This window comes from Pseudooceanicola batsensis HTCC2597 (assembly GCF_000152725.1).
Taxonomy (GTDB): domain Bacteria; phylum Pseudomonadota; class Alphaproteobacteria; order Rhodobacterales; family Rhodobacteraceae; genus Pseudooceanicola; species Pseudooceanicola batsensis.
Genome location: NZ_CH724131.1, coordinates 1,374,843 through 1,399,597 on the forward strand (window position 1 = coordinate 1,374,843; position 24,755 = coordinate 1,399,597).

General features: G+C 59.9%; 18 protein-coding genes and 1 tRNA gene. 10 read left to right on the forward strand and 9 right to left on the reverse strand.

Features of this window, described 5'->3' with window-relative positions:
- The first annotated feature begins 143 nt into the window (after positions 1 to 143).
- From OB2597_RS10550 to OB2597_RS10565, 4 genes are read left to right on the forward strand one after another with little or no spacing between them, the layout of a single operon-like run.
- On the forward strand, positions 144 to 1,568 hold the full coding sequence (locus tag OB2597_RS10550) for a circularly permuted type 2 ATP-grasp protein (protein WP_009805543.1): 1,425 nt from the start codon (positions 144 to 146) through the stop codon (positions 1,566 to 1,568).
- Positions 1,568 to 2,509, forward strand: coding sequence for an alpha-E domain-containing protein (locus tag OB2597_RS10555; RefSeq protein ID WP_009805544.1), 942 nt, complete (start codon positions 1,568 to 1,570; stop codon positions 2,507 to 2,509). The genes OB2597_RS10550 and OB2597_RS10555 overlap by 1 nt, the downstream gene beginning before the upstream one ends.
- 2 nt (positions 2,510 to 2,511) lie before the next feature.
- A complete protein-coding gene (locus tag OB2597_RS10560; RefSeq protein ID WP_040609256.1) occupies positions 2,512 to 3,312 on the forward strand; it encodes a transglutaminase family protein in 801 nt (266 codons plus the stop codon).
- Between the two features lie 17 nt (positions 3,313 to 3,329).
- Positions 3,330 to 4,064 carry a proteasome-type protease gene (locus OB2597_RS10565; RefSeq protein ID WP_148234713.1) on the forward strand — a complete coding sequence of 245 codons (735 nt, stop codon included), beginning with the start codon at positions 3,330 to 3,332 and terminating at the stop codon, positions 4,062 to 4,064.
- A gap of 241 nt (positions 4,065 to 4,305) precedes the next feature.
- Here OB2597_RS10565 and OB2597_RS10570 read toward each other — a convergent pair.
- Positions 4,306 to 4,392 (reverse strand) — tRNA-Leu (locus tag OB2597_RS10570).
- Between the two features lie 136 nt (positions 4,393 to 4,528).
- Positions 4,529 to 6,172: a peptidoglycan-binding domain-containing protein gene (locus tag OB2597_RS10575; RefSeq protein ID WP_009805547.1), complete on the reverse strand. Its 1,644-nt coding sequence runs from the start codon at positions 6,170 to 6,172 to the stop codon at positions 4,529 to 4,531.
- Between the two features lie 408 nt (positions 6,173 to 6,580).
- Here OB2597_RS10575 and lipB point away from each other — a divergent pair, with 408 nt between their 5' ends.
- Together lipB and OB2597_RS10585 are read left to right on the forward strand one after the other, a co-directional pair.
- Positions 6,581 to 7,231, forward strand: a complete 651-nt coding sequence (gene lipB / locus OB2597_RS10580) for a lipoyl(octanoyl) transferase LipB (RefSeq protein ID WP_009805548.1) — start codon at positions 6,581 to 6,583, stop codon at positions 7,229 to 7,231.
- 93 nt (positions 7,232 to 7,324) lie between these two features.
- Positions 7,325 to 7,738 carry a c-type cytochrome gene (locus OB2597_RS10585; RefSeq protein WP_009805549.1) on the forward strand — a complete coding sequence of 138 codons (414 nt, stop codon included), beginning with the start codon at positions 7,325 to 7,327 and terminating at the stop codon, positions 7,736 to 7,738.
- Positions 7,739 to 7,886: 148 nt separating this feature from the next.
- Here OB2597_RS10585 and OB2597_RS10590 read toward each other — a convergent pair whose 3' ends face one another.
- A complete protein-coding gene (locus OB2597_RS10590) occupies positions 7,887 to 11,570 on the reverse strand; it encodes an ExeM/NucH family extracellular endonuclease (RefSeq protein WP_084658710.1) in 3,684 nt (1,227 codons plus the stop codon).
- 823 nt (positions 11,571 to 12,393) lie between these two features.
- On the opposite strand from OB2597_RS10590, the gene OB2597_RS22190 reads away from it, so the two are divergent.
- The 4 genes from OB2597_RS22190 to OB2597_RS10610 all read left to right on the forward strand — a co-directional run bounded on the left by OB2597_RS22190 (position 12,394) and on the right by OB2597_RS10610 (position 15,788).
- Complete coding sequence (locus OB2597_RS22190) at positions 12,394 to 12,975, forward strand: hypothetical protein (RefSeq protein WP_009805551.1); 582 nt, start codon at positions 12,394 to 12,396, stop codon at positions 12,973 to 12,975.
- Positions 12,941 to 13,648 carry a Hint domain-containing protein gene (locus tag OB2597_RS10600; protein ID WP_009805552.1) on the forward strand — a complete coding sequence of 236 codons (708 nt, stop codon included), beginning with the start codon at positions 12,941 to 12,943 and terminating at the stop codon, positions 13,646 to 13,648. The genes OB2597_RS22190 and OB2597_RS10600 overlap by 35 nt, the downstream gene beginning before the upstream one ends.
- A gap of 443 nt (positions 13,649 to 14,091) precedes the next feature.
- Positions 14,092 to 14,535: a MobC domain-containing protein gene (locus OB2597_RS10605; protein ID WP_040609257.1), complete on the forward strand. Its 444-nt coding sequence runs from the start codon at positions 14,092 to 14,094 to the stop codon at positions 14,533 to 14,535.
- Positions 14,532 to 15,788, forward strand: coding sequence for a relaxase/mobilization nuclease domain-containing protein (locus tag OB2597_RS10610; RefSeq protein WP_009805554.1), 1,257 nt, complete (start codon positions 14,532 to 14,534; stop codon positions 15,786 to 15,788). The genes OB2597_RS10605 and OB2597_RS10610 overlap by 4 nt, the downstream gene beginning before the upstream one ends.
- Here the strand turns inward: OB2597_RS10610 and OB2597_RS10615 are convergent, their stop codons facing one another.
- The 6 genes from OB2597_RS10615 to OB2597_RS10635 form a co-directional block, all read right to left on the reverse strand.
- A complete protein-coding gene (locus OB2597_RS10615; protein ID WP_009805555.1) occupies positions 15,789 to 16,082 on the reverse strand; it encodes a hypothetical protein in 294 nt (97 codons plus the stop codon).
- A 1-nt stretch (position 16,083) separates the two neighbouring features.
- A complete protein-coding gene (locus tag OB2597_RS10620; protein ID WP_009805556.1) occupies positions 16,084 to 16,602 on the reverse strand; it encodes an antirestriction protein ArdA in 519 nt (172 codons plus the stop codon).
- Positions 16,603 to 16,876: 274 nt separating this feature from the next.
- Positions 16,877 to 17,626 carry a hypothetical protein gene (locus tag OB2597_RS21460; protein ID WP_084658719.1) on the reverse strand — a complete coding sequence of 250 codons (750 nt, stop codon included), beginning with the start codon at positions 17,624 to 17,626 and terminating at the stop codon, positions 16,877 to 16,879.
- Positions 17,619 to 19,250 carry an RNA-directed DNA polymerase gene (locus tag OB2597_RS21465; protein ID WP_084658723.1) on the reverse strand — a complete coding sequence of 544 codons (1,632 nt, stop codon included), beginning with the start codon at positions 19,248 to 19,250 and terminating at the stop codon, positions 17,619 to 17,621. Before OB2597_RS21465 ends, OB2597_RS21460 begins: the two co-directional genes overlap by 8 nt.
- Positions 19,247 to 22,657 carry a DEAD/DEAH box helicase family protein gene (locus OB2597_RS10630; protein WP_009805557.1) on the reverse strand — a complete coding sequence of 1,137 codons (3,411 nt, stop codon included), beginning with the start codon at positions 22,655 to 22,657 and terminating at the stop codon, positions 19,247 to 19,249. Before OB2597_RS10630 ends, OB2597_RS21465 begins: the two co-directional genes overlap by 4 nt.
- Positions 22,654 to 24,753 (reverse strand): DUF262 and DUF1524 domain-containing protein, encoded by a 2,100-nt coding sequence (locus tag OB2597_RS10635; protein ID WP_009805558.1) that lies wholly within the window; start codon positions 24,751 to 24,753, stop codon positions 22,654 to 22,656. Before OB2597_RS10635 ends, OB2597_RS10630 begins: the two co-directional genes overlap by 4 nt.
- Between the last annotated feature and the right edge of the window lie 2 nt (positions 24,754 to 24,755).

Genomic DNA, 24,755 nt, shown 5'->3' on the forward strand with positions numbered 1-24,755 from the left:
CGCCTCTCCCCGCGTCGCGGCCGCTGAAAAACCGGGCAGGTTCGAAGCCCGAGATAGAATTATGGGCGCATCGTGTTAGTTTGAGTCGTCATCGCTTCCGAGGCGGATTTTGCTAAACCAAAACGGGGCAGTAGGCTGGGGACATGAAAGACGAAGATATCTTCGATGAAATGTGGGGGCGTCACGAGACGCTCAGACAGCCGTACAATCTGTTCAAGCACTGGTTCGACGGAGAAGAGCCCGCGCGACTGCGCGCCAAGCAGCGCGAGGCCGAAGAGCTCTTCCGCCTGACGGGCATCACCTTCAACGTCTACGGCCGCGCCGAGGCCGAGGAGCGGCTGATCCCCTTCGACATCGTGCCGCGCATCATCTCGGGCCTGGAGTGGCAACGCCTCTCGCGCGGGATCGAGCAGCGGGTCCGCGCCATAAACGCCTTCCTCCACGACATCTATCACGGACAGGAGATCATCAAGTCGGGCCGCCTGCCCGAACGGATGATCGCCGACAACGACGCCTTCCTGCCGCACATGATCGGGGTGAATCCGCCGGGCGGGGTCTATACCCACATCGTGGGGATCGACCTGGTCCGGACCGACGACAACCAGTTCTATGTCCTCGAGGACAATGCCCGAACCCCCTCGGGCGTCAGCTACATGCTCGAGAACCGCGAGACCATGCTCCAGATGTTCCCCGAGCTCTTCGCGTCGAACCGGGTCAAGCGGGTCGAAACCTACCCCTCGGACCTCCGCTCGTCGCTTTCGGCCTGCGCGCCCCCGGGGGCCGGCTCATCGCCGACCGTGGCGGTCCTGACGCCCGGCATCTACAATTCCGCCTATTTCGAACACGCCTTCCTCGCCGATCAGATGGGCGTCGAACTGGTCGAGGGGCACGACCTGAGTGTGGTCGACGGCCGGGTCGCCATGCGCACGACCCAGGGCTACCAGCCGATCGACGTGCTCTACCGGCGCGTCGACGACGATTTTCTCGATCCGCTGAACTTCAATCCGGACAGCGCGCTCGGCGTTCCCGGCATCATGGATGTCTACCGCGCCGGCGGCATCACCATCGCCAACGCGCCGGGGACCGGCATCGCCGACGACAAGGCGATCTATTCCTACATGCCCGAGATCGTCGAATTCTACACCGGCGAGCGGCCGTTGCTGGAAAACGTGCCGACCTGGCGCTGCTCGGAACCCGATGCGCTGGCCTATGTGCTCGACAACCTCGAGGAGCTCGTCGTGAAGGAGGTGCACGGCTCGGGCGGCTACGGCATGCTGATCGGGCCGACCGCCACCCGCAAGGACATCGCCGAGTTCCGCAAGAAGCTTCGGGCGCGGCCCGCGAACTATATCGCGCAGCCGACGCTGGCCCTCTCCACCGTCCCCGTCTTTTCACGGGCCGGGCTGTCGCCGCGCCATGTCGACCTGCGCCCCTTCGTGCTCGTCAGCCCCCAGAAGGTGAACATCACCCCCGGGGGGCTCACACGTGTGGCCCTGAAGAAGGGGTCGCTGGTCGTGAACTCGTCGCAGGGCGGCGGGACCAAGGATACCTGGGTACTGGAGGACTGATGCTCGGCAAGACGGCAAACGGCCTCTACTGGATGTACCGCTATCTCGAACGGGCAGAGGCCACGTCGCGACTGGTGGAGACCGGCCAGAGGATCGCGCTCACTCGACTGGGATCCTCGGATGCGGAATGGCGGTCGATCCTGCAGACCGCCGGGATGCTGCAAAGCTTCGAGGCCAGCGATGAGGAGGTCACGAAGGATGCCGCCATCGACTGGATGCTGCGGTCCAGGGCGAACCCCTCGTCGGTCCTGACCTCGATCGAGGGCGCCCGGCAGAACGCGCGGCTGGTGCGCACCGCCTTGACCCATGAGGTCTGGGAGGCGGTCAACGGCTGCTACATGACGGCCAGGGAGGTGCTGGCGCGCAAGGTGGGCGAGCGCGATCTGCCCAAGGTGATGGGGGAAATCCGGCAGCGTACAGCGCTGGTCCGGGGCGCGACCCACGGCACGATGATGCGCAACGACATCTACAACTTCGCCCGCATCGGCACCTTTCTGGAACGGGCGGACAACACCGCGCGCATCCTGGACGTGAAATACTATGTCCTTCTGCCCACGGTCATGTCGGTCGGCTCCTCGATCGACAACGTCCAGTGGGAGACGATCCTGAGGTCGGTCTCGGCCCGCGGCGGGTTCCGCATGACCTATGGCAACGATTACGATCCCGGCGATATCGCCTCGTTCCTCATACTCGACCGGCGGATGCCCCGCAGCCTCGCCTTCTGCGTGGGCAAGATCCGCGACAATCTCGAACACCTGTGCCGGACCTACGGAACGACGCCCGAATCGCTGGCCCGGGTCTCCTACATCCAGGACCGCTACCTCACGCGGGACATCGATTCGGTCTTCGATGACGGGCTGCACCAGTACATCCAGACCGTGCTGTCGCTGATCGGCGGCCTTGGCGCGCAGATCGAGATCGACTACCGGTTCTACGAATGACGATGCAGCTCACCATCGACCATACGACGACCTACCGCTTTGAAGAGCCGGTGCACACCGGTCTTCAACAGTTGCGCCTGACGCCGATGACAACCCACTTCCAGACGGTTTCGAACTGGGTCGTCTACGTCGACGGCGGGCACCTGGACCTGGGCTTCTTCGACCATCACCGCAATCATGTCGACCTCGTCACCCTCGACAGGGAGGCGACCGAGGTGGTGATCCGCTGCCGGGGCGACATCGAGACCACCGACACCAACGGCGTGGTCGGCCGGCACTTCGACCCCGCGCCCCTCTGGCTCTTCCGGCGGCAGACCGACCGGACCCGGATCGGACCCGCCATCCGCCGGCTGGCCCGCCAGGTCGAGGGAGAGACCGAGCTCGCCCGGATGCATAACCTCATGGCGGTGATCGCGGGGGCCGTGGAATACAACACCGGCTCATCCGCGCCGGACTGGACCGCCGAGGACGTCGCGACCGAGGGCCACGGCGTCTGCCAGGACCATGCCCATGTCTTCATCGCCTGCGCCCGCGAGCTGAACATGCCCGCCCGCTATGTCTCAGGATACCTGATGATGGACGACCGCGAAGAGCAGGACGCCATGCACGCCTGGGCCGAAACCCATATCGAGGGCCTCGGCTGGGTCGGCTTCGACGTCTCGAATGCCATGTGTCCCGACGAACGTTACGTCCGCGTCGCGACGGGGCTGGACTATCCCGACGCGGCGCCTGTAACTGGCACCAGGATCGGCGGCAGCTCCGAAGCGCTCTCGGTCCAGATACAGGTGGCACAGCAGCAGTAAGGGCACGGGCGCCGCAGATGACCTATTGCGTGGGAATGGTCCTGGATCGCGGCCTCGTCTTCATGTCCGACACCCGGACCAACGCCGGGCTGGACAACATCTCGACCTTTCGCAAGATGACCCACTGGGAGGTCCCGGGCGAACGCATCCTGACCGTGATGACCGCCGGCAACCTGGCGACCACCCAGGCGGTGATCAGCCTCCTCGACGAACGGACCAAGGCGCCGGACGACCGCGAGCCATCGCTGCTCAAGGCACCCTCGATGTTCCAGGCGGCGCGTATCGTCGCGGACACGCTCAAGGACGTGATCGCCAAGCACAACAAGAACGGCCAGCAGGCCGCGTCCGCCTTCAACGCGACGATCATCCTCGGCGGACAGATCAAGGGCGGCCCGACGCGTCTCTTTCTGGTGTACCCCGAGGGGAATTTCATCGAGGCCGGCGAGGACACGCCCTTTTTCCAGATCGGCGAGATGAAGTACGGCCGCCCCATCCTGGTGCGGGCCTACGAACCCGGCATGTCCTTCGAAGAGGCGATGCGCCTGCTGCTCGTCAGCTTCGATTCGACGCTCAAGGCCAACCTGACGGTCGGCCTGCCCTTCGACTACCACCTCTATTCCGACGGCAGCCACGAACTGGGCAAGAACGGCCGCATCGGCGTGGACGATGCCTATTTCCAGACCGTGTCCCAGGGCTGGGGCGACGCCTTGAAAACCGCGCTCGACAGCCTGCCGACCTTCGACCTGGACTGAGCCCTCGCCCCTGCCCAGTTGTTTCGCGGGACGGTGAAGGACGGCCGGAGAGGCGCGCAGCGCCGACCCTTGCGGTTTGCCGCGCTCGGTGCCCAATTTCTGATGGGGGGACTTCCCGCAGGATAAAAGGGGCGTCGTTCAGGACAAAGCTCGAACGAGGCCGGCTCTCGCGAAGTCTGCGAAACCGCCGCCGCTCATGTCTGCTGTTCGAAGAATCGCCACTTTGCTTCGCAAAGTGATTTGGTGCGGTCGAGAAGACTCGAACTTCCACTCCGGTTAAGGAACAGCGACCTCAACGCTGCGCGTCTACCAATTCCGCCACGACCGCACTGTCATGTGGTGACGGGCGTATAGCGACCCCGTCGGCCAATGTGAAGGGGAAAATCGCCCTGTGCGGCAGCCTCCGGAAAAAAACGCCGCCCCGGTGAGGGGGCGGCGCCACGTCTCAACGCATCACGTTGAACTCATTGCTTCAATTCGAAGGTCGGCAGGGCCGCCGGCTGCGGTTCGGCCATCGGCTGAGCGGCCGCGCCACCGTTGACGGCCGCCTTCAGCAGATCGACCCGTTCCGCCTGGCCGGGGGCGTAGACCGGGGCCGCGCCGGCGTCCAGCGCGCCGATGGCCATCTGGTACCAGTCCTTGGCCTTGGTCATGTCCTCGTCCGTTCCGAAGCCCTGCGCCATGTGATGCGCGACGGTCTCGGCATAGGGCGTCTGGCCGGCGCCGACCAGCAGCAGCGCGGCGCCGAGCGCGACGTCCTGCTTGTCGCGGCGATAGCCCGAGTAGAGGCAGATCGCGCCGGTGGACTGAAGCTGTTCGATCGACATGTTGGCGGTCAGGGCGAATTTCTTGACCTGCGAGGCGACCTCGGCCGCGCTGCTGGTGGCCAGAGAGGCGACATAGGGGGCAAGCGCCGGACCGAAGGCGTCGCACTGCGCATCCACCTGCTCAGTCGACATGCCCGAGACCTGCTTCATCATCTCCTCGCCCCGCGCGATCGCGTAGGTGCGGGTCAGGCAGAGCTGTTCGCTCAGCGCGAAACCGGGATCGGTGACCGAGGCGGCGGTGGTGTAGCCTCCGTTGGAGTTGGTCAGCACGCTGACCTTGTTGCAGTAGCTGGCCATCGAGGGCGCGGCCTTCTGCGCACCGCCGAACATCGGGATGGCCGCGATGCCGCCGCCCGTCGCGGCCGAGCCCGCCGCCGCCATCGTCGGCGCGTTCGAGGGCGCCTGCGCCTCGGGCGCCGCGGGGGCCGGTGCCGGGGCGGCGACCAGCATCGGGTCGTTCATCTTGCAGCCCGCGTAGTCGCACTGGAAATCGGCCGTGGTGATCTTGTTCGAGCGCTGCGGGTTCAGCTTGTACATGAACTGCTTGCGCGCATAGCCGTCCGAGGTCGAGGCGAAGAGCAGCGTCGCGCATTCGGTCTGCCCGCACCAGAAGGTCGACCCCGTGACCGACGTGTCGATGACATAGTCGTTCTTGCCGTCCTGGTTCAGGTCGGCGGTCTGGATGAAGCCCGCCCGCTGGAGCAGCTGTTCGGCCGACGGCTCGGCGCTTTCGGCGATCTCGTCGACCGCGTCCGAGACCTCGATCGGCAGCCCCGCATAGCCGAAGCCGCCATGCCCCGCCGCGGCGAGCGTGCCGCCCATGCCGCCCTTCTGCATCGCCTTCAGCAGCGCGCGGGGGCCCTCGTTGCTCTTCTGCATGACCTTGACCACCTGCGGATCGCCGATCTGCGCGCGGTTGTAGGAATTGACCAGAATCTGGCGCTCGTACTCGCTCAGATGACCGGTGGCCGGAAAGCCGAGATAGGCCTGATAGCGCGAGATGGCCGCCCGCGAGCGCGAGCCCAGCACGCCGTCCGCACCGCCGGCGTTGAACCCGAAGTAGTTCAGCGAGGTCTGGACTTCCCGGTTCTGCGCCCGCGCCGCGCTGTACTTGGGCGTGGACTTGCGCACATAGACCTTCTTTTTCGGCTGTGCATTCATGATGGCCCCGCCGATGATGCCGCCGACGATGGCGGCGCCGAGGTTGTCGGCCATGGCGGCGACAGGGGTCGTGGCGATGATGGTGGCGGCCAAAAGGCCCTTGACTGTCCGGCGTGTCATGACTCTCTCCAATCTGCAAAGCTCTTGACCCAAGGCTAACCGGAATCGGCCCGCGCGCGAAGCCCTTTTGACGCGCATCAGGGTCAGGAATACCGGACCGGAGACAACCAGTATACCATGCAGCCGCGCGCGCGGTCGCGCGTCGGGCAGCAGACGCCCCGCCTCCGGCACCGGCAGGCCCGCGCTGCGCAGATGGCGGCGCGGTCGTCATGGGTCCGGGCCCGCATGCGTGCGGACTGGCCCTTCCCTCGGTGCCGCCAGTAGGGTACGGCCATGACCGTTGGGTCGGGGCGAATGTCCGCGGCCCGGTATCCGCCGGCCCCTTCGGCCCGGAACGGCCGTGAGGCCGCGGTCGGCCCGAGGCGGTGTCCGGCCATCTAGGAGGCGGGGCAGCTGCTCCGGGAATGCATGGTGGAATGGCGCGTCACCCCCGGGCTCACCGGTTACGAGGACGCGGTGCGGGTCATGGAAAATCGCGCCGGCGCGATCGCCGCCGGTGAAGCCGGAGAGATGGTCTGGCTGGTCGAGCATCCCCCGCTCTATACCGCCGGCACCTCGGCCAGACCGGCGGACCTGCTCGCCCCCGACCGGTTCCCCGTGTTCGAGACACGGCGCGGCGGCCAGTATACCTATCATGGCCCCGGACAACGCGTGGTCTATGTCATGCTGGACCTCAACCACCGCGGCCGCGACGTGCGGAAGTTCGTCGAACAGCTCGAACGCTGGGTCATCGCGACGCTGGATCAGTTCAACATCCACGGCGAGATCCGTCCCGGCCGGGTCGGCGTCTGGGTCCCCCGCCCCGAAAAGCCCCCCCTGCCCGACGGCACCCCGCGCGAGGACAAGATCGCCGCCATCGGAATCCGCCTGCGCAAATGGGTCAGCTTCCACGGCATCTCGATCAACGTGGAACCCGACCTCGGCCATTTCGACGGCATCGTCCCCTGCGGCATCGCCGGCCATGGCGTGACCAGCCTCGTCGATCTGGGCCTGCCGGTCACCATGGCCGACCTCGACACCGCGTTGCAGGTGAGCTTTCGCGACACGTTCAGCGAATGATCGTGCGACAATTCACCAGCATCGCGCCCTGTTGATGAAACGGCGGATGTTCTATCTATGCGTCAGACGCGCACAGCAATCCGAGGAAGCCAAATGACACGTAGCCTGACGATCGCAGCCGCACTGGCCGCCCTTGCCGCCCCTGCCTATTCCGATGGCGACGCCGCCGCCGGCGAGAACGAATTCCGCAAGTGCAAGTCCTGTCACGAGATCGCCACGGCGGACGAGACCCTCGTCCGGGGCGGCAAGACCGGGCCCAACCTCTACGGCGTCGTCGGTCGCACCGCCGGCACGGTCGAGGGCTTCAACTACGGCGACGACCTCGTCCGCGCGGGCGAGGCCGGCCTGGTCTGGGACGAGGCGCAACTGGCGGCCTACATGGAAGACCCGCGCGCCTTCCTGCGCGACTACCTCGGCGACAACAGCGCCCGCTCCAGGATGACCTTCCGGCTCCGCAAGGGCTCCGAGGACGTCGCCGCCTATCTCGCCACTGTCGGCGACGAGTGACCCGAACACATCGGGCGGTCCGGGCCCCGGAGAACTTTCCGCGTTCTGTCCCGTTCCGCCGCGCCGCGGATGAGCTTTCGACGGAGCGACCGACCGACCCGGCCCGCCGCTCCATGTGCTTCGGACCGCCGGGCGGCGTCCGCCACCCTCAGGCCAGCAAGACGTCGCCCGCGAAGGTGATGTGCGACAGGTCGTCGACGCCCCAGAAATAGAGCTTGTCGCGCCCGCCTTCCAGCGTCACCTCGGTGAAGCCCGTGAAGGATCGGCTGTCCGCGATGGCGAGGCCGTTCAGGTCCACGATGTCGACCCCCACCTCGTAATCGTCGACCGAGAGCGTGTCGCGGCGGTTGCCCGCGACGACCGAGGCATCGACGACGATCGTGTCGGCCCCCTCGCCACCGGTGAAATTGTCCCGGCGGCCGCCCTGCCAGACGAAGGTGTCCGCGCCGACGCCCGCGTCGATCTTGTCGTTCCCGGCCCCGTCCATCAGCAGGTCGCTGCCGGCGAGGCCGTTGATCTTGTCGTTGCCGCCCCCGCCGACGATCTTGTCGTTCAGCGCGCCTCCGTCGAGCTTGTCGGCCTTGTTGCTCCCCGCGATCAGGTTGTAGAAGTCGAAGCCGACGATCACCGGGTCGTGGTCGGAATACCGGGTCGCGGTGTCGCCGGTATAGAGCGAGGGATCCTTCCCGAAGTCGAGGTTGTAGTCCAGCGCGTCCGCCTCGTCCGAGTTGATGTTCCACTCGGTCGCGCCCGCGAAATCCTCGAACAGCGCGCCGTTGGCCAAGGCATAGTCCAGCGTGCCGACCTGCCCGTCGAAGACGTAGGAATAGGCATCGGGGTTCGCCGCATGGCCCAGATCGACATAGCCGTCGGCCTGCAGTGCCTTGATCGGGTCCTCGCGGGCATAGGAATTCAGGTCCCCCAGGATCAGCACGTTCTCGGCGCCCTGCCCCGTGGGATCGGTGGCCAGCCAGTCCGACAGCATTTCGGCCGCCGCCTCGCGGGTGGCGTTGTTGTTGCCCTGGCCGTCGCCCTGCGCGTCGTCCGCCTCGAGACCCGAGAGCGAGCCCTTGGATTTGAGGTGGTTGACGCTGACGGTCAGCGTCTCGCCGGAATTCAGATCCTCGAATGTCTGCGCGATGGCCGGACGGTTCAGGGGCCGGCCCGCCCCCAACGGGTCGTAGAAGCTCCGGCCCTCGAACTCCTCCAGGATCGCCATCTCGCCCACCAGCGCCACACGGTCCGTCCGGTAGATCAGCGCATTCGAGATCGCATCGCCGCCCACGAACTCCTGCCCCGGATCGACCCAGCCGAAGACCTCGTCGCCAAGCGCGGCGTTGACCGCATCGACCAGCACCTGGATCGTCGGATCGCCCAGGGATGTCGCCCCCTCTTCGGGCGAGACCCCGCCCGCGCCCAGGAAATCGTTCTCGATCTCGACCAGCCCGAAGATGTTCGCGTCCATCGCCACGATGGCGTTGACGATCTTGTCGAGCTGCCGCTGGAACTCGGCCTCGCTGTTGGCGCCGCGCGGTTCGGTGTCCCCGTCGGGGCCGATCACGTCGGGCCCGTTGTTGCTGCCCGGGTTGGTGTCGAGCGTGGAGAAGAGGTTCAGCACGTTCATCGAGGCGACGCGGAAGTTGCCGTCCACCTCCTCCGGGGTCTCCGGCCGGTCGTTCAGCTTGGTGTAGTCGCCGGTGCCGTTCTGAATCCGGAATTCCGAGAACCCGTAGCCCAGCACGCCCGAGACGTTGCCGATCTGGTCGCCCATCCGGAAATCGTCGGCGGCGGTCAGCACGCCGTCATTGCCGTCGACGATCTCGAGAGGATAGTCGTTCTGGAGGCTGCTGCCGTCGTCCATGACGATGCTGCCCTGCGCCATCTCGCGTAGGAAGGCGTCATAGGCCCCCGCGTCCGGGTCGTTGGACTGCGTGAACTGTTCGTACCGCTCCAGACCCAGCCGATATTCCTCGAACCGGTCGAGGTTGAACATCTCGGTCACGACGAAATCGTTCGGAAGGTTGACCAGCATCCCCTCGTAGGCCTCGAGGTTGGCGACATAGGACCCGCCGTCGACCTGCACGCTGGCCACCGGGAATTCGACCTCGACGGCGGTCGGCAGCGCGTTGCCCGAAGACAGGATCTCGATCACCACGTTCTCAATCTGGGTCTGGCCGGAATATTCATCCACGACGCCGGTGACGCGCACCTTGTCGCCCACCTGGACGTCCTGCTCCGGGGCGTAGCCCTCGAAGATGAAGATGCCTTCCGAGGTCAGATCGCTGAAGTCGTAGTCGGTGATCTCTTCCTGGACGTAGAACCCGCCCATGTCGCCGCCCACGCCGAACCCGCCGCTCTGGAAATCGGCGGTGACGACGGCCTCGATCGTGACCGTCTCGCCGGCAAGGACCGAGACGTCGTCGACGCCCACGACGGCCCCCGCCTCGGTTCCGTTCGCACCCTGGATCTCGTGAATCCGGGTGATCACCACCTCGTCGTTCTCGACGACGATCTCGGCGGTCGCATCGTCGAAGCCGGGCGCCGCGGCCGTGATCGTGACGGGCTGATCGGCATCGGCCTCGGCATCGTCGATCGCCGTCACCGTGAAGGTCGCGGTCGCCGAACCGGCGGCGAAGGTGACCGTCGCCGGGACCGTGGCCTCTGAGGTGTCGCTGCTGCCAAGCGTGACCGTCAGTTCGGCCGAGATGTCGCCCGTCCGTGTCAGCGTCGCGGTCACGCTGCCGCCGTCCTCGGGCATCGTGTCCGCCCCGAGCGTCAGGCTCAACGCGGGATCCGTTTCGCCTCCCCCATCGAACGTATGTGTCCCGAGGTTCGAGACATCGTCCTGCGGCAGGACCTCCCATTCCAGCGCGGCGTCGAACGCGTCACCGATATCGGTGTCGCCCTCGAAGACCGAGGCCTTGCGGACGAGCGTGTCGTTCTGCCCCCCGCCCGGCCACTGGCTTCCCGGATCGGTGCCGACCTGACCGAAACTGTCGACCACCTCTTCGCCCTTGAACAGCACGATCGCATCGTCGCCGTTGAAGAAGTTGCCGCCCGGCGTCACGTCCGCCTCTGCGAGGATCGCGGCACTTGCGCCGTCATCCGCGATCACGTGGACCGCGCCGGCGGCCAGCGTTCCGGACAGCACCACGGTGGTCGAGGCAGCGGTGTTGCCGTTGAAATAGATCGCGACGGAATAGGCCGACAGGTCCACATCTGCGCCGGTCCCGTTGAAGATCTCGATCGCCTTGTTGAAGGACGAACCCTCGACGATCTCCGAGATCAGCAGGTCGCTCGCCGTTCCCTGCGCCGCGCCGGTCGTGAAGTTCCGGATCGGAAAGCTCGAGATCGCGGTTTCGTTGCTCGTCTCGCCATCGAGCGCGTTCGGCCCCGAAAAGGTCCATTCCGAGATATCGAAGACAGGCGACGCCTCGGAGCCGCTGACGCGATAGGCCCAGCCGTCCAGATGCTCCCAGGGCTGGCCGGTGCCATCGGTGTCGATATCCCCGAAGAGATCGATCACCGTTCCGTTCTCGAACAGTTCGATCGCGTCGTCGCCGTTGATGTTCGCCGCGCCGGCGGTGAAATCGGGCGCGAAGCCGAAATAGTCCGTGAACCCGTCGGTTTCCGAGGCGATGTAGATGTGATCCCCTGCCGTGGCACTGCCGGAGAGGGTGAATTCCTCGCCATCGGAGCCGCCACCGTTGTTGGCCGACCCGATGCCGTAGATCGACAGGTCGGCGACATCTTCGGTCACGAACAGTTCGATGGCCTTGGGCAGACCGCCCGGCAAAGGTCCGTCGATAACACCGGAAATGATCAATGACATGGAGTATTCCCTCGGCTGATGAAACGCTGTGTCCCAGTTGGCAGAGCATTGCGTACGGGATGTGACAAACGGGAAATTCCGCCCGCTCCCGCGTGACCGCTCCGGTATCACATTTGCAGGGACCGCACCGCCGCGCCAGCCGCACGGTGACCGCGCCGCGCGATGAGACGTTTTCCGCCTGTCTGACGAGCGCCAGACCCGCGACGGTCGGAAACGGATCTCGGGCCGCACCCGCGTCGATCTTCACGCTCAGGACACGACGGCGTGGCGCAGGGAAGAATAACCGTTCCACCTATTCCGCGACCCACGCGGTGAAAAGCCGCCGCACCGCGTCGATGCCAGCCCCGGTCAGCGTGCCTTCGCTCAAGCGGAAATTGTCGTCGCAAAAAGTAGAACCCCGGTCGCAATCGCCGAGGTCCCAGTTGAACCAAACTACTCGTTACTGCGGCGCTTATTATATCTGTTCGCCCTCTACCTAAAAGTGTGTTCGTGAAATGCGGCGAAATTAGGGCGCCAATACCGCCCGATATCGTTGTGACGCTGCGGAACTCGAACAAAAATCAAGAAGCCGTCATTGCGTTATCGGACGGGGCGAAAAAATGGGCACGACGTCACCTCGCCCAATAGTAAAGGCGTGGAAAGTTGTCAAAGCCAACAATGAAGTTGCAAATGTCAATCAATCCATGAATCGGATCGGTGCAGATTCTCGTGAATAAAATTCCAGTTGTCGAAAATGAAAATGCGTCATAGCATTGCTCGCGTCGACCTTGTTTCTTGTTGTGTTCGGTCGACTGTAACGAGTGACAAAGTTTGGTGAAGAGAAATGGCTGTTGTTAACGTAGATCTCGGTTCGAGCGACCGGACTATAGATGGCTCCGTCGCGCAGAACGGAGATACGCTCAATATCACGGCACTTGGGTCCCAGACGCTGACCATAGACGGTGTCAGTGTCGCCATAAGCAATATCGCGTCGATCACCTCCGGCGCCGCACTGACCGTCACCACGGTCAACGGCGCATCCTTGCTGTTCGACCAGGGCCTCCTGAACGGCAATCTGCTGTCGAGCCTGGCATTCGAGGTGAACGACACGTCGTCGATTTCATTCGACAGCGGTTCGGTCTCGGTCCTCTCCTCGCTGCTTTCGGACTTCAGCGTCAGCTTCAACGGCACCGAAGACGGCTCCTTCGAATACGAGCCCGCCGGGCTGGGACTGCTGTCGGACGTCAACGTGGATGTGTCAGGTATGGAGAGCCACGATCAGCTCGAGAAACAACCTCCAATTCAGCTACGACTCGGGCACGCAGACAGGGATCATCTCTTCGGCGGGCACCCTCGGCCTTACCCCCGATGTGAGCTTCAACATCAGCGGGATGACCCAGGGCCAGGCAGACGTCATCGCCGCTGATATCGCAGATGTCGATGTCGATCTGTGGGTGACCAACGACACGATCATCATGCCCGTCTGCCTGGCCGCCGGAACCCGGGTCCTGACCACGAGAGGCGAACGCGCGATAGAAAACCTCGCCGTGGGCGATCTGGTGGTTACCGCTGATCGAGGCGCCGTGCCGATACGCTGGATCGGCAGTTCCACGTATCTGGCACGGGATTTTGCAGTTGATCCACGACATCTTCCGATCCGAATAAAGGCGGGATGTCTCGGCAATGACGTTCCGTCCCGGGATCTCGTGGTGTCGCCCCAGCACCGCATCCTTCTGGCCTCGAAGGTGGTGGAACGCATGTTCGCCAACGACGAGATTCTCGTTCCCGCCAAGAGGCTGCTGGGACTCCCGGGGGTCGAGGTCATGCGGTCGTGCCGGGAGGTGATCTATATGCACCTTCTTTTCGACGAACACGAAGTTTTCTTTGCCGAACACACTCCTGTGGAAAGCCTTTTGATGGGACCGATGGCAATGCGGTCATTTTCCCGAGAACAAGTCGAGGAGATCAAAGCCGTTTTCCCGGAATTGGTCGGAGCCGATACTGTCCCGGCCTCGGCAAGACCGATGCCGCAGGCCGGACGGGCGAATAGGCTTGTGAAACGTTATCTCAAGAACGAAATGCAGCCGTTGGAACTATAGAGCTTATGGCCGACGTTGCGTGGCGTGGGGCACGGGCAGCAATGGCCGTCCCGCGCCGCATGCTTCTCCCCATGGTTGTGCCTCCGTCCCCGCGCCGGAACACCGCCGTCGGAAAGAGGACACACGACCGATCAGCGCATGGCGATCCGGAGCCGCGGAAAGGAGGAAGAAGCCGCACGTCGCCCCAGGGCGGACGAGCCAAGCAACCGCAGGGCAAGGGCGAGATTTGGTGGCGCACCTGGGCGGACAAAGTCGCAACGCTACAGCCCTCGCGGTTTGTCCCGAACCGCTGTCGCTCAAATCTGCTGTTCGGAGGTAGGTCACTTTCCTGCGGAAAGTGTGGCGCGCCTTGAAGGAGAAAGTTCGAACTCCTTCTTCTCCGATCTGGAGCACTGGGAAGAGCAGCTCAAGCCGCATGAAGCCTCGCTGCCGGAGATGGAACCATGAGCCATCTCTCCCGAAAGTTCACTGTCACCAACCCTGTAACGTCTTCGACGCCTCGGAAGCGAAAGCACCGTCAGAAGACTCCGCCGCCATTCTCACTTCGCCTAACCAAGGACGAACGGGCAAAGCTGGAAAAGGCAGCAGCGGGGATGCCCCTCGGCCCGTTTATCAAGGCCAAGCTGTTTGATGGTGATCTGTCGCCACGCCGAACACGCGGGCAAGCTCCCGTCAGAGATCATACAGCTTTGGCACGGGCGCTCGGTCTGCTCGGCAACTTGCGTCTGGCGAACAATCTCAACCAACTTGCCAAGGCTGCTAATAAGGGCGCGCTGCCGCTGTCTCCCGAAGTTGAAGAGGAACTGTTTGCAACCTGCGCAGCGGTGTTTGCCATCCGCATGGAACTGATGAAGGCGCTTGGCTATGAGAGCGAGGATCGCCCATGATCATGGTCGGAAACCAACGCGGCAACGGTCTCAAGCTGGCTGCCCACCTGATGAATATCCACGACAATGATCACGTCGAGGTGCACGAGCTACGCGGATTCACAGCGGAGAACTTGCACGGGGCGTTTCAGGAAGCCGATGCGATCTCCAAGGGGACAAAGTGCCGCCAGTACCTGTTCTCACTAAGCATCAGCCCGCCTGAGACCGAGAAGGTTTCGACTGCCGATATCCTAATTGCCGTTGAACGGGCCGAACAGAAGCTTGGTCTGAATGACCAGGCAAGAGCGATTGTCTTCCATGAGAAGCAAGGACGGCGACATGCCCATGTCGTCTGGTCACGCATCGATGTGATGGAGATGAAGGCCATCAACCTGTCCTTCTACAAATCCCGCCTGAACGATGTCTCGAAAGACCTCTTTCTGGAACACGGCTGGCGACTGCCTGACGGTTACAGGGACAGGAACAACCGCGACCCTCGCAACTTCACGCTATCCGAATGGCAACAGGCAAGGCGGGCAACGAAAGATGCGAGAGAAATCAAGCGCACCTTCCAGGAAGCATGGTCGGTCTCGGACACCAAAGACGCCTTTGCCCATGCCCTGGAAGAAAAGGGTTACGTCCTCGCCCGTGGTGATCGACGAGGCTTTGTTGCGCTTGATGTTCACGGCGAGGTCTATGCCGTCCCGAAATGGACGGGACTGAAAACTAGGCAAGTACGAGAGAAGCTTGGCGATCCGAAAGAACTGCGTTCGGTCGATGAGGCCAAGGCGCATGTAACAGAAACCATGCACCCTGCTTTGTCACGCTGGCAGGAGGAACTGGAAGCCAGGCAGCAAAAGCTGAAAGAGGCACAGGAACAGCAGCGGCGAAAGCTGATCAAAAAGCAACGCACGGAGCGGCAACGCCTCAAACAGAAATTGGAAGAGCGGCAAACCCACGAAGCCCAACAACGACAGGCACGCTTCCGCAAAGGCTTGCAGGGACTGTGGGATCGTGTGCGCGGTGAACACTCAAGGATCAGAAAAGAGAACGAAGCCGATGCCTGGGCAGCACATCTGCGTGATCGGGAAGAGGCCGACGAGATGATTTTTCGTCAGATCGAAGAGCGAAAGAAACTAAAGCATGAGCGGATCAGAGCGATGTCCTCCATTAGGGGTCAGGCTCAAGACCTTGCATCAGATCGTGAGAAATTCAGGGAAGCGCGCGGCAGGCCGTCAGGCATGGCGCGCGACGGCCCGTCTTTCGAGCGCTAGTCAAAACAGGGAATACTGGCGGCTGTCTTCGACGTACTTCTTCCACGCCTTCGAGTTGGCTTCCTCGTCAAGCCATGCCGTGACCTGCTCGACCAGCGTGCCTTCGTTTTCCTCGACCGTTCCCACGGGATGGTAGTGAGACTTGTAGCCCGTTTCGGCAATCGGAAGCGGTGCGCGCTCGGGGTCAATGGTGCGCACCTCCAGATGAGCAATGGCTCCGCCATATGCTTCCGGCTCATAGGTCAGCTCGATCTCGATGCCTTCCCATGTGAATCTGTGTGTCTCGGTGCTCATGCTAGTTACTCCAGAATACGTGGACTTGCTCGAAGCCCGTCTGGATGATGAACACGTCACAGATTTCCATGTCCCGCGCCATGCGCTCATAGTCGATGTAGAAGCGAAGGCTTTCAGGGACTTGGCCTGTTTCCTCGGTCAGTTCCTCCGCGAAGTCTGCCAGCGAACGATACTCGCCTGCATAGGCGTCCTCGATCGCCTTGCGCGCTTCGCCAAGATCGCCGAAATGTCCGACCAGCTTGCCGCCGATCTCGCCGTGCTCTCCGATGAACGCCGCCAGCTCTGCAACGTCGTCAATGCCCATGTACTCGGACACGTGCGCCCCTTCGAAGCCTTCATGGTCATGGATTGCCCACTCTTCGGCGTCTTCGATGGGTGAAGCCGCCAGCATCGCGCGGATGTCCGCATAGATGTCGTAGGCGTCTTGCTCAGCATCGATCCAGCACCCATGCAGAATGCCGTTGTTATATGCCGCCAGACAGGCAACATAGATTTGAATATCTCCTTGTTCTTGTTTCATTGTTTTCTCCTTCCGTAAGGGTTGGGGTTGCTCCTGCAACCCCTGCCTCGTGGCGAACAGTGGGTGTGCAAGCGGAAGGGAAAATCGGCGAAAGATTCTGTCGTTGTTGGGGGCAACCTTCAGGGGGAGCCGACAACGATCATAATCTGTTCGATCTGTTTTGCCTGAAGTGCGCCGAGGGCGAAGCCCTAAGCCTGCTTCTAAAGGAAAGACACTTTCTGATGGAAATACCTACGCCCGGAATGCTTGGCGACAACCAAACTTGAAGGCTCGGCTAATGACGCGCCAAGTCTTCCCCAACAACCGAACGCAGGAGTTCAAGAAGCTCAACACGATTTGAACTTGCCGACGCAGAGTGCAGAACTTCATCAAAATTAAAGAGCAATCCAGAATTTCGTCTTGGGTTGAGAAATAGACACTCAGTCCAAACGTCTTCCGAGCGTTCAATCGATGCTGAGTACTTCATTAGCCAGTACATCAAAACCTGCCTAAAGTCTCTTGATGTAAAATTTCTATCTGTGTGTTTCACTTCGATCAGGACATCTCCAAGCGAGAAGTCTCCATAACCTGATGAAATCCAGCCCAACCCTGGAATAGCTGGAGAAACCGTCAATTCCAAACTTCTGTGCTGCTCTTGGACACTATGGATCATATGAACTAGGTTATTTGCCGCGTGTTCCGACAGATCAATGTCGGCTTGCTCAAGCTGACCTGGAACCTTAGCGTCGAAATGCTTTCTCTGTCTTTCTACAGCTACAGCCAGAATCTGTTTCCAGTCAGGTTTATCCTCTCCTTCCAAGATTCTTTCAGCCCGTGCCATTGAAAGTTCGAAGAGCATCGCTTTGTGAAGATGGCTGTCAGCGACTTGCTCGTCTGAAAGCGGGGCGATTCCATCAAATGTGAACATTGTGCGATTGAGTGCAGCAACAAGGCCACCAGTTAGCCTTGGGAACAGGATATCAAGTACGCCAGGAATATCTCGCGCAACCGTTCTAGGGTCTCGAAGTGGCAGCCTTCTAGCCATTTTCCTGAACCCAGTCTCGATAGCAGCCTCCAAAACTGGCGGCGTTGTTTGCTTCAAAGCCTAATCGCCAAGACCCTGCCAGGGTTGCTCTAAGTTGGTTTCTGGCATGGGTGCCGTCGTCACCAAACTCCCCAGCTGCCATCCAAAGCATCCTCTGTTCATCTGTACTTAGATTTTGCCATTGGTTTCGCAGCCGCATGAAGCTTGCACGATCCTTCCAGTGTTTCCAGCAGTCAATGCAGGCGCGTCTTACGGAGCTTGACGGACTTTGATCGTAAACCTGCCTCACGAACCTTCCCCTCGCCTCGGTTCTTCGAAATCGAATAGCTCGAAGAAAATGCAGGGTGTTTGCCTCGGGCATTAGAAGGTGTGGCGTCGCAGCAGGAAGCCTGTCGAGCAAATCATCGATTTGCTCAAAGACAGCTTCAAATTCCTCATTTGCACGAACTGCGTAGACGCCGCGGAGTATCTTAGACCATGATGCTCGGAACGAATCCAGGTTGTTGGGGTCCAGCAAGGTCGCGCAGAGCTGCGCGGCAACTTGAGGCTTTTGGAACTTCAACGCTCTCCCGATCTGAGCCATTACAAATGCATCGGGTTGAGATTTATCCTTCTCTAATTCTAAGAGAAACTGTATATCGATCGCGTCAAAGGACTTCTTAAGCTCCTCATATTGAGCTTGCGCAGCATCTGAATACGGGTCGAAATGTAGATCAAGTTCGCGCAGTGCAACTGTCGTTTCGTCACCCTGGCCAAGCTGCACCGCGATGTACTCTCTATAATGCTTCGCACTAAGAGTCGTTGTCTTAGTTCGGTTAAGTGACAGTCCATAATCAGCTAGTGAGTTTGAGAGGATCGACAGCGCAGCATAAGCGTCCTGCTGAGAGTTGCAAATTAAGGTGAAATCATCGACAAAACGATGCCAAACTATTCCAGCATCAGAGAGAGATGCATCGATTGGCGTCATTAACACTTCCGCGAGTACTCTTGCGCACTGACCCCCAACAGGAAGGCCAAACGATCTCCCTGACGATAGCTTGCTCAGTATTCGGTCGATTTGGGTTGCGACGGTTGAGTTGTCGGGAGCAAGATCGTCGACAGCGTTTTCTAGCCTATGATGGTAAATGTGCTCGTAGAAGCTCGATATGTCGGTCTGAACAACCACACAGCCATCATTTTCCAGCGCAGGCTCTTGTATAGTCGCCTCTTTGTATGTCCTCCAGGACCGGGTCTTGTCGAATAAGTCATTACCATTGGTGCTCAGTCGGTAGGAATGCACGCGATCACTGCGGTTGCCTTCGTTGGCTTCTGCAATCGCAAAACCAAGTCCATTCAGGTATAAGTTCCAAAAAGGGTTTATCTTGGTGGTAATGCGAAACCCATGTGACCCCACAGGGACCAAAAGCCTTTCGGAACCGATGGTTAGTTCGTTAAGAAAACGCGCGGCATTTTGAGGCCTTCTAGCGTCGATATCTTGAAACAGCCGAAAGCAAATTTCTGATAGTTCTTCAGCCTTATCGCGGATAAAACTGGCATCGATATCATAAGGAAGCGTATCATTCTCGCCACTTTGGCCAATTTCAAGCGCCGCCCTTCTAAAGTGCTCATTATTAATTGATATCATGCCACCGCCCTTGATTTCACTTCGTCGATCACTTTCACGAGCTCTTTGACCACGTTCAATTCGAAGACTCCGCTGACGCCTTGGTCGTCAATATCTGTGAACGGGCTCTCGTAAAGGCGGCGGGGCTCTAGTACGCCCCGTTCAGTTAGGTGGTCGATAACGAGGTCAATAAATTCAATCTGGTTGGCTGTTAGTGCTTTGCCATGAATGAAACCTGAAAAGGCTGCTTTGGCGGCTTCACGATCCAAGCCGATCAGTGAGCGGATGAAAATGCCAAGACCGCCTTCTCCGCGTATGCCTTCAAGTTCAGCATCGTTGGCAACGCCCTCTTCGAGGAAGATACGCTCCAGCTCTACAATGTCCTGCTTCGTAAGCTGCTCGTTGCGCCTTAGCTTCTGCAAGGTGATGTGATCGCTATGCTCCTGAAGAAAATGCCTGACTTTCATCATAAAGCGAGCTTTGTTGATGCCATTGCCAACGTCAGGCAGAACGACATCACTGCCTTCACCGATCTCATCTTGGAAGTCCGTATAGACGATCTTGCGGGACGCAGGCTCGATGAGCTTCACGAGACCGCGAAGCTTCCGGCGTACATCTTCAAGTATAGGCAGGGTAACACCTTCCCAATACTCGTCGGTTTGGAGTTCAAGGATCAGCGTCATCTGCGCGGCGACCATCGGCACATTGGCAAGCTCTTCAAGTGAAGAGGCGATCCCTTGGATACGCTCTTGGTATTTGGTGAACGTCGCATCGCCGCGTAGCAGAGCAAGCTGAGCTAGGAGAACCAGGTAGTCGAACTGCTTGGCTTCAAGCTCATCATCTTTTAGCGCGCTTGGCAGGCCAGCGATATGCTCTGTCAACTCTTGGCGGGCTTCGATGTCTAGTTGCCCCCAGGCATCGCGATTTTGGAATTTCTCCACGTAACGACGCTTTGGTCTTACGATGAAGTTGTCGAGGTTCATGCCGACAACCTCGTCATACAGTCGCTGCTCCAAAGTGTCTCTCAGCTCTTCAAGATCGCTTTCAGCCGCGCCTTGCCCTTTCGCGATCTCATCTATGAGATCAACGCGGGCAATGAACAGTTTCTCACTGATCGAAGGAGCAAGCGCGCCATCGGTTGCGTTCGGGTTTTGATTGAAGAATTCGAAGTTCTGACAGAAATCAAAAACCAAAAAGTCTTCTTTGTGCATGTCAGGCCCGAAGAGGTCCGGACAGAGACGCGTTCCGCGCCCAATCATCTGCCAGAACTTGGTTTTGGAGCGCACGATCTTGAAGAACACGAGATTGACCACTTCTGGCACATCGATCCCGGTATCGAGCATATCAACCGAGATGGCGATGTGTGGCGGCTTTGCTGGGTCCGAAAAGTCATCAATCAAAGACTGCGCATAATCGACGCTGTAGTCGATGACCTGCGCGAATTGCCCTTTGAGATGCGGGTAGTTTTTGTCAAAGCGCTCCGCGATGAAACGGGCGTGCTTGCTGTTCTTTGCAAAGATGATCGATTTTCCGAGACGATCACCTTCTTCGACTTTCAGGCCGTTGGTCATAAGGTGTTCCAGCACCTTGTCCACGGTATCCGCGTTGAAGAGCCATTTGTTGAGGTCGGACGCTTCAACCCTGTCAGGCCGTTCCTCACCGTCCTCTGTCCATTCCAGCGCGTCCCACGCTTCCTTTTCTTCCTCGGAAAGATCATCGTAGTCGATGCCTTCCCGCTGGAACTTCAGAGGAACAGACACCGCACGCGGTGGAACAAGGAAACCGTCAGCTACAGCCTCATCGAGGTCGTAGGAGTCGGTCGGCACGCCTTTCTCCAGTTCGAAGAGAGAATAGGTATCGCGGTCGATCTCGTCTCTAGGCGTTGCTGTGAGCCCGACCAAGAAGCTGTCGAAATACTCGAAGATAGCTCGATATTTGCGATAGACCGAGCGGTGCGCTTCGTCGATCACAACGAGATCAAAATGGCCTGGGCCGAAGCGCCGCGCTCCATCTTCCACCTCATTGATCAGGCCCATCATGGTTGGATAGGTCGCAAGGCAAATTCGCGCCCCGTTATGATCGTTCTTTTTAGGGTCGTGCTTTTTCAGAAGGTTCGCACTTGGCGCAGACGGCAAGTGAGCTTTGAAGGCACCATGCGCTTGGTTGACCAGCGCAATCCGGTCAGCCAAGAACAACACGCGCTTCACCCAATTTGCGCGCATGAGCTGATCAGTCAACGCGATCACCGTGCGCGTTTTTCCTGACCCCGTCGCCATAACCAACAGAGATTTTCTCAGGTGATCTTCTTCGAATGCTTCACCGACACGCTTGATCGCGCGAGTCTGGTAGAAGCGTCCGGCAATATCAGAATCGACTTCGACCTTGGCGAGTGCCTTGCGGCTTGATCGCCGTTGATGAAGCAGCTCCAACTCGGGCTTTTTGTAGAAGCCTTGCACAGGTCTGGGTGGATAGCGTGTGTCATCCCATAGCCAATGTTCGTATCCATTACTCAAGAAGATGACAGGGCGCTGCCCAAACTGCGCTTCTAGACAATCTGCATAGAGCTTCGCTTGCTGCTGACCGACGCGGGAATCTTTCTTCGTTCTCTTGGCTTCGATCAGCCCTAGGGGCTTCCCGTCGTTCCCCCATAGAACGTAGTCAACAAAACCTTCGCCTGTGTTGTTTGGCATTCCGACGATAGGAAACTCTCGATCACGCTCCTGATCGAGTGGCCAACCTGCTTCATGCAAAAGCAAGTCGATGAAGGCGTCACGTGTCTTTTCTTCGTTATAGTCATGCGTATCGGGGGCAGCCTGGTTGGCCTTTTTCGTTGCTGCGATTTCAGCCTGAAGGCGCTTGATCTCTTCATTGAGCTTCTCGCGTTCGGCCTCGGTCGCAAGCCGTGCTTCACGCTCTTTATCCAGAGCTTTTTCGCGCGCATCAAAGTCCTCGCGCATCTTCTTGATCTGCTGGACGGTGCTCGCTGTGATGGTGAGTGTTTTCTGGAGACCATTCGGATCAAACTGAATGTCGGCAGCGGGCTTCACCCCTTTGGCATAGGTGCGCACGAGCCAATAGGAAAAGTGAAACAGCTCGCGTATGGCCGTGATCGAAGACTGCTCGCTGATCTTCTTATGACTGTCGTGAACGGCGCGATTGCCAAGGTCTTTGATCAGCTTCGCCTTGGTGACAAGTGCATTGCCAGCAAGCTGCCTGAAGCTCGGCTCGTGAATGAGTGCCGACAGCGCGTCATCATAAGGACTGCGAAGTGAAGGGTCGGCCTCGTACATCCATTTGATCGCTGTCTCCAAGGCCAGTCGTGCGTAGAAACAAGCACCTCGCGGATCAGACAGCGCAAGCTGCTCAGCTTTTCTTGCATGAGCAAAGACGGGAGAGAAATCGGCCTTGAGGAACTCGAACTGACTCACGCGGCAACCTCGCTTCCGAGCTGCCGCTCAAGTGATTGTCGGATCAAACCAATAACATACGGGAGGTCGGCATGGGCATCGAGTTTGACCTCGACTTCACCATTGCCCCATCGCCCCAGCCCCGACACGTCTCTGCATAGTCCGCGCGGATCGTTGATGTCGGCAAAGCGCATGTTCAGTGACAGCCGAAGCTGTTTAGATAGTGGAACGACATCGACGAAGTTGGTCTCGGCCTTATAGGCCACATAGAGCTTCAGAAATTCCTCAGAGATACAAGGGTCAAGCGCGAGCACCTCCTTGCGGAAGGAAGCAAACAGATCGCTCAAAGCTTCCCCCTGCAAGTGGGGATGATCTTCAATCCTGTACTGCTCCCGTATGGTAGCTTTGGGGCGATAGGCTTCGACAATTTCCTTGGCCAGCTTGGGCGCAGGCCAAACACCAACGGCGGTCTTGGCAAGTCTTGCTGCGCGTTCTTTGATGGCCTCCTCATTCCAGGTGTCCAGCTGACCGAGCCCAGCGTTCACTCGAAGCGGGCTCTGCGCGAAGCCACCCTCCATATCGCGCTTCTCAATAAATGGCTTGTCGCTGTACTCGGAGTTGTAGCCTGTCAGCGTCAAGTTCCCGAGGGTGTGGAGCCATGTCTCGTGTACGCGCTGCCACTCTGGGCCCAGCGTCGTCTGCCATGCCTGCGACAGCTCTTGGTTCTGCGGCATTATGTGCTCGATGGTGTATTCATCTACCGATACACGCTCCTTGCGCCCAAAGTTTTCGAAGCGACGGAGCCAATAACTACGGCTGCGGAAGTGATAGAGATCGCGAGTCTGGATATCGCGCTCGAACTCCTCATCGCTCGGGAAGCGGCGATAGGACGGAAGGTTGATGAAATGCGCCTGAATGCTCTCCAGATAGCGGTCCTTCTTAAGCGCCTTGGTGAAGGTCGCGAAGGTCTTGTTCATCGAGTTGGTCGGGATCGCGCAGATCGCGCGACGGAAGACGTAAGCCTCGATAAGGCGGATCGCCTCGGCAAGTTCGTCCTTGCTCAGCAAGCCCGTCGAATAATCATGATAGAGCTCAAGCAGGAAGGGGTAAGCCACATCAACCTTCAGCTCTCGGAGGTCATGGAAGGCTTGGATCAAATCGGGATCGGTCTCTGCACCGAGCGCCATTGCACAGTAGTAGCGAGCGTAGTCGCGGATTTCCTTGACTAGCGGCTCGACATTATCGCCCGTCGCGCCAATGGCGCGCGCATGTGCCTTGAAGGCTTCATACACCTCATCCAGCCTTGGGATGTCGCCCGTCTGGACGGTTAAGTAGTGTCGCATGAAGCCGTCGAAATGCGTGTTGTAGGCTTCCTGACCGAAGGCGATCTCCATCGGTCGCCAGAACTCCTCATACAGCCTCGTCTGTAGAACAGGCTCCAGCCCCATCAGGATGAAGTTGCGGATCAGATCAGCTTGACTGAGCTCGCGGCCTGTCGAGTTCATGCTCTCGAAGATGAGCTGCGGATTATCTTGGTCGCGGTTGAGCGCGATATCAACAACGACGAGCTTGGCAAGCCCGTTGCAGATAGCTGCCAGATCACCCTTGCAGCCAGCGATCAGCTCCTGGAACAGCGCGAAGTTTTCTGTAACGCGGATCGAATGCTCGGCGGGTTGCTCTTTGCCGCCAACAATCGCCTTCAGCGTCTTCTTATCGGTCTGGGAGAGGAGCAGCTTGTAGTGCCGCTCGCCCGTTTCTTCGGGGTTGAGCAAATAGTAGTTGCGCAGCTTGCGGGCGGAAAACCCGTCAACGGGTTCCTCATCGCCAAGCGCGTTGGCCAGCGCGGCGAGCAACAGTGTCACGGTGGTCAGGCGTTGCTGGCCATCGATCACCAGTAGCGGAGCTTGGTGTGAGACTTGCGACAGGCCTTCCTCGATGTAGACAATCGAGCCGACAAAATGTACAGATATCGCATCGTTCTTGCCCGTGCGAATGATGTCATCCCAGAGCTGGCGGCACTCTTTTTCGGTCCATGAATAGGTCCGCTGATAGATCGGGATCACGAACTGCGGCGATTTTTTTAGGAACGCGAGAAGTTTGGCTTCAGTTGCTTTCATCG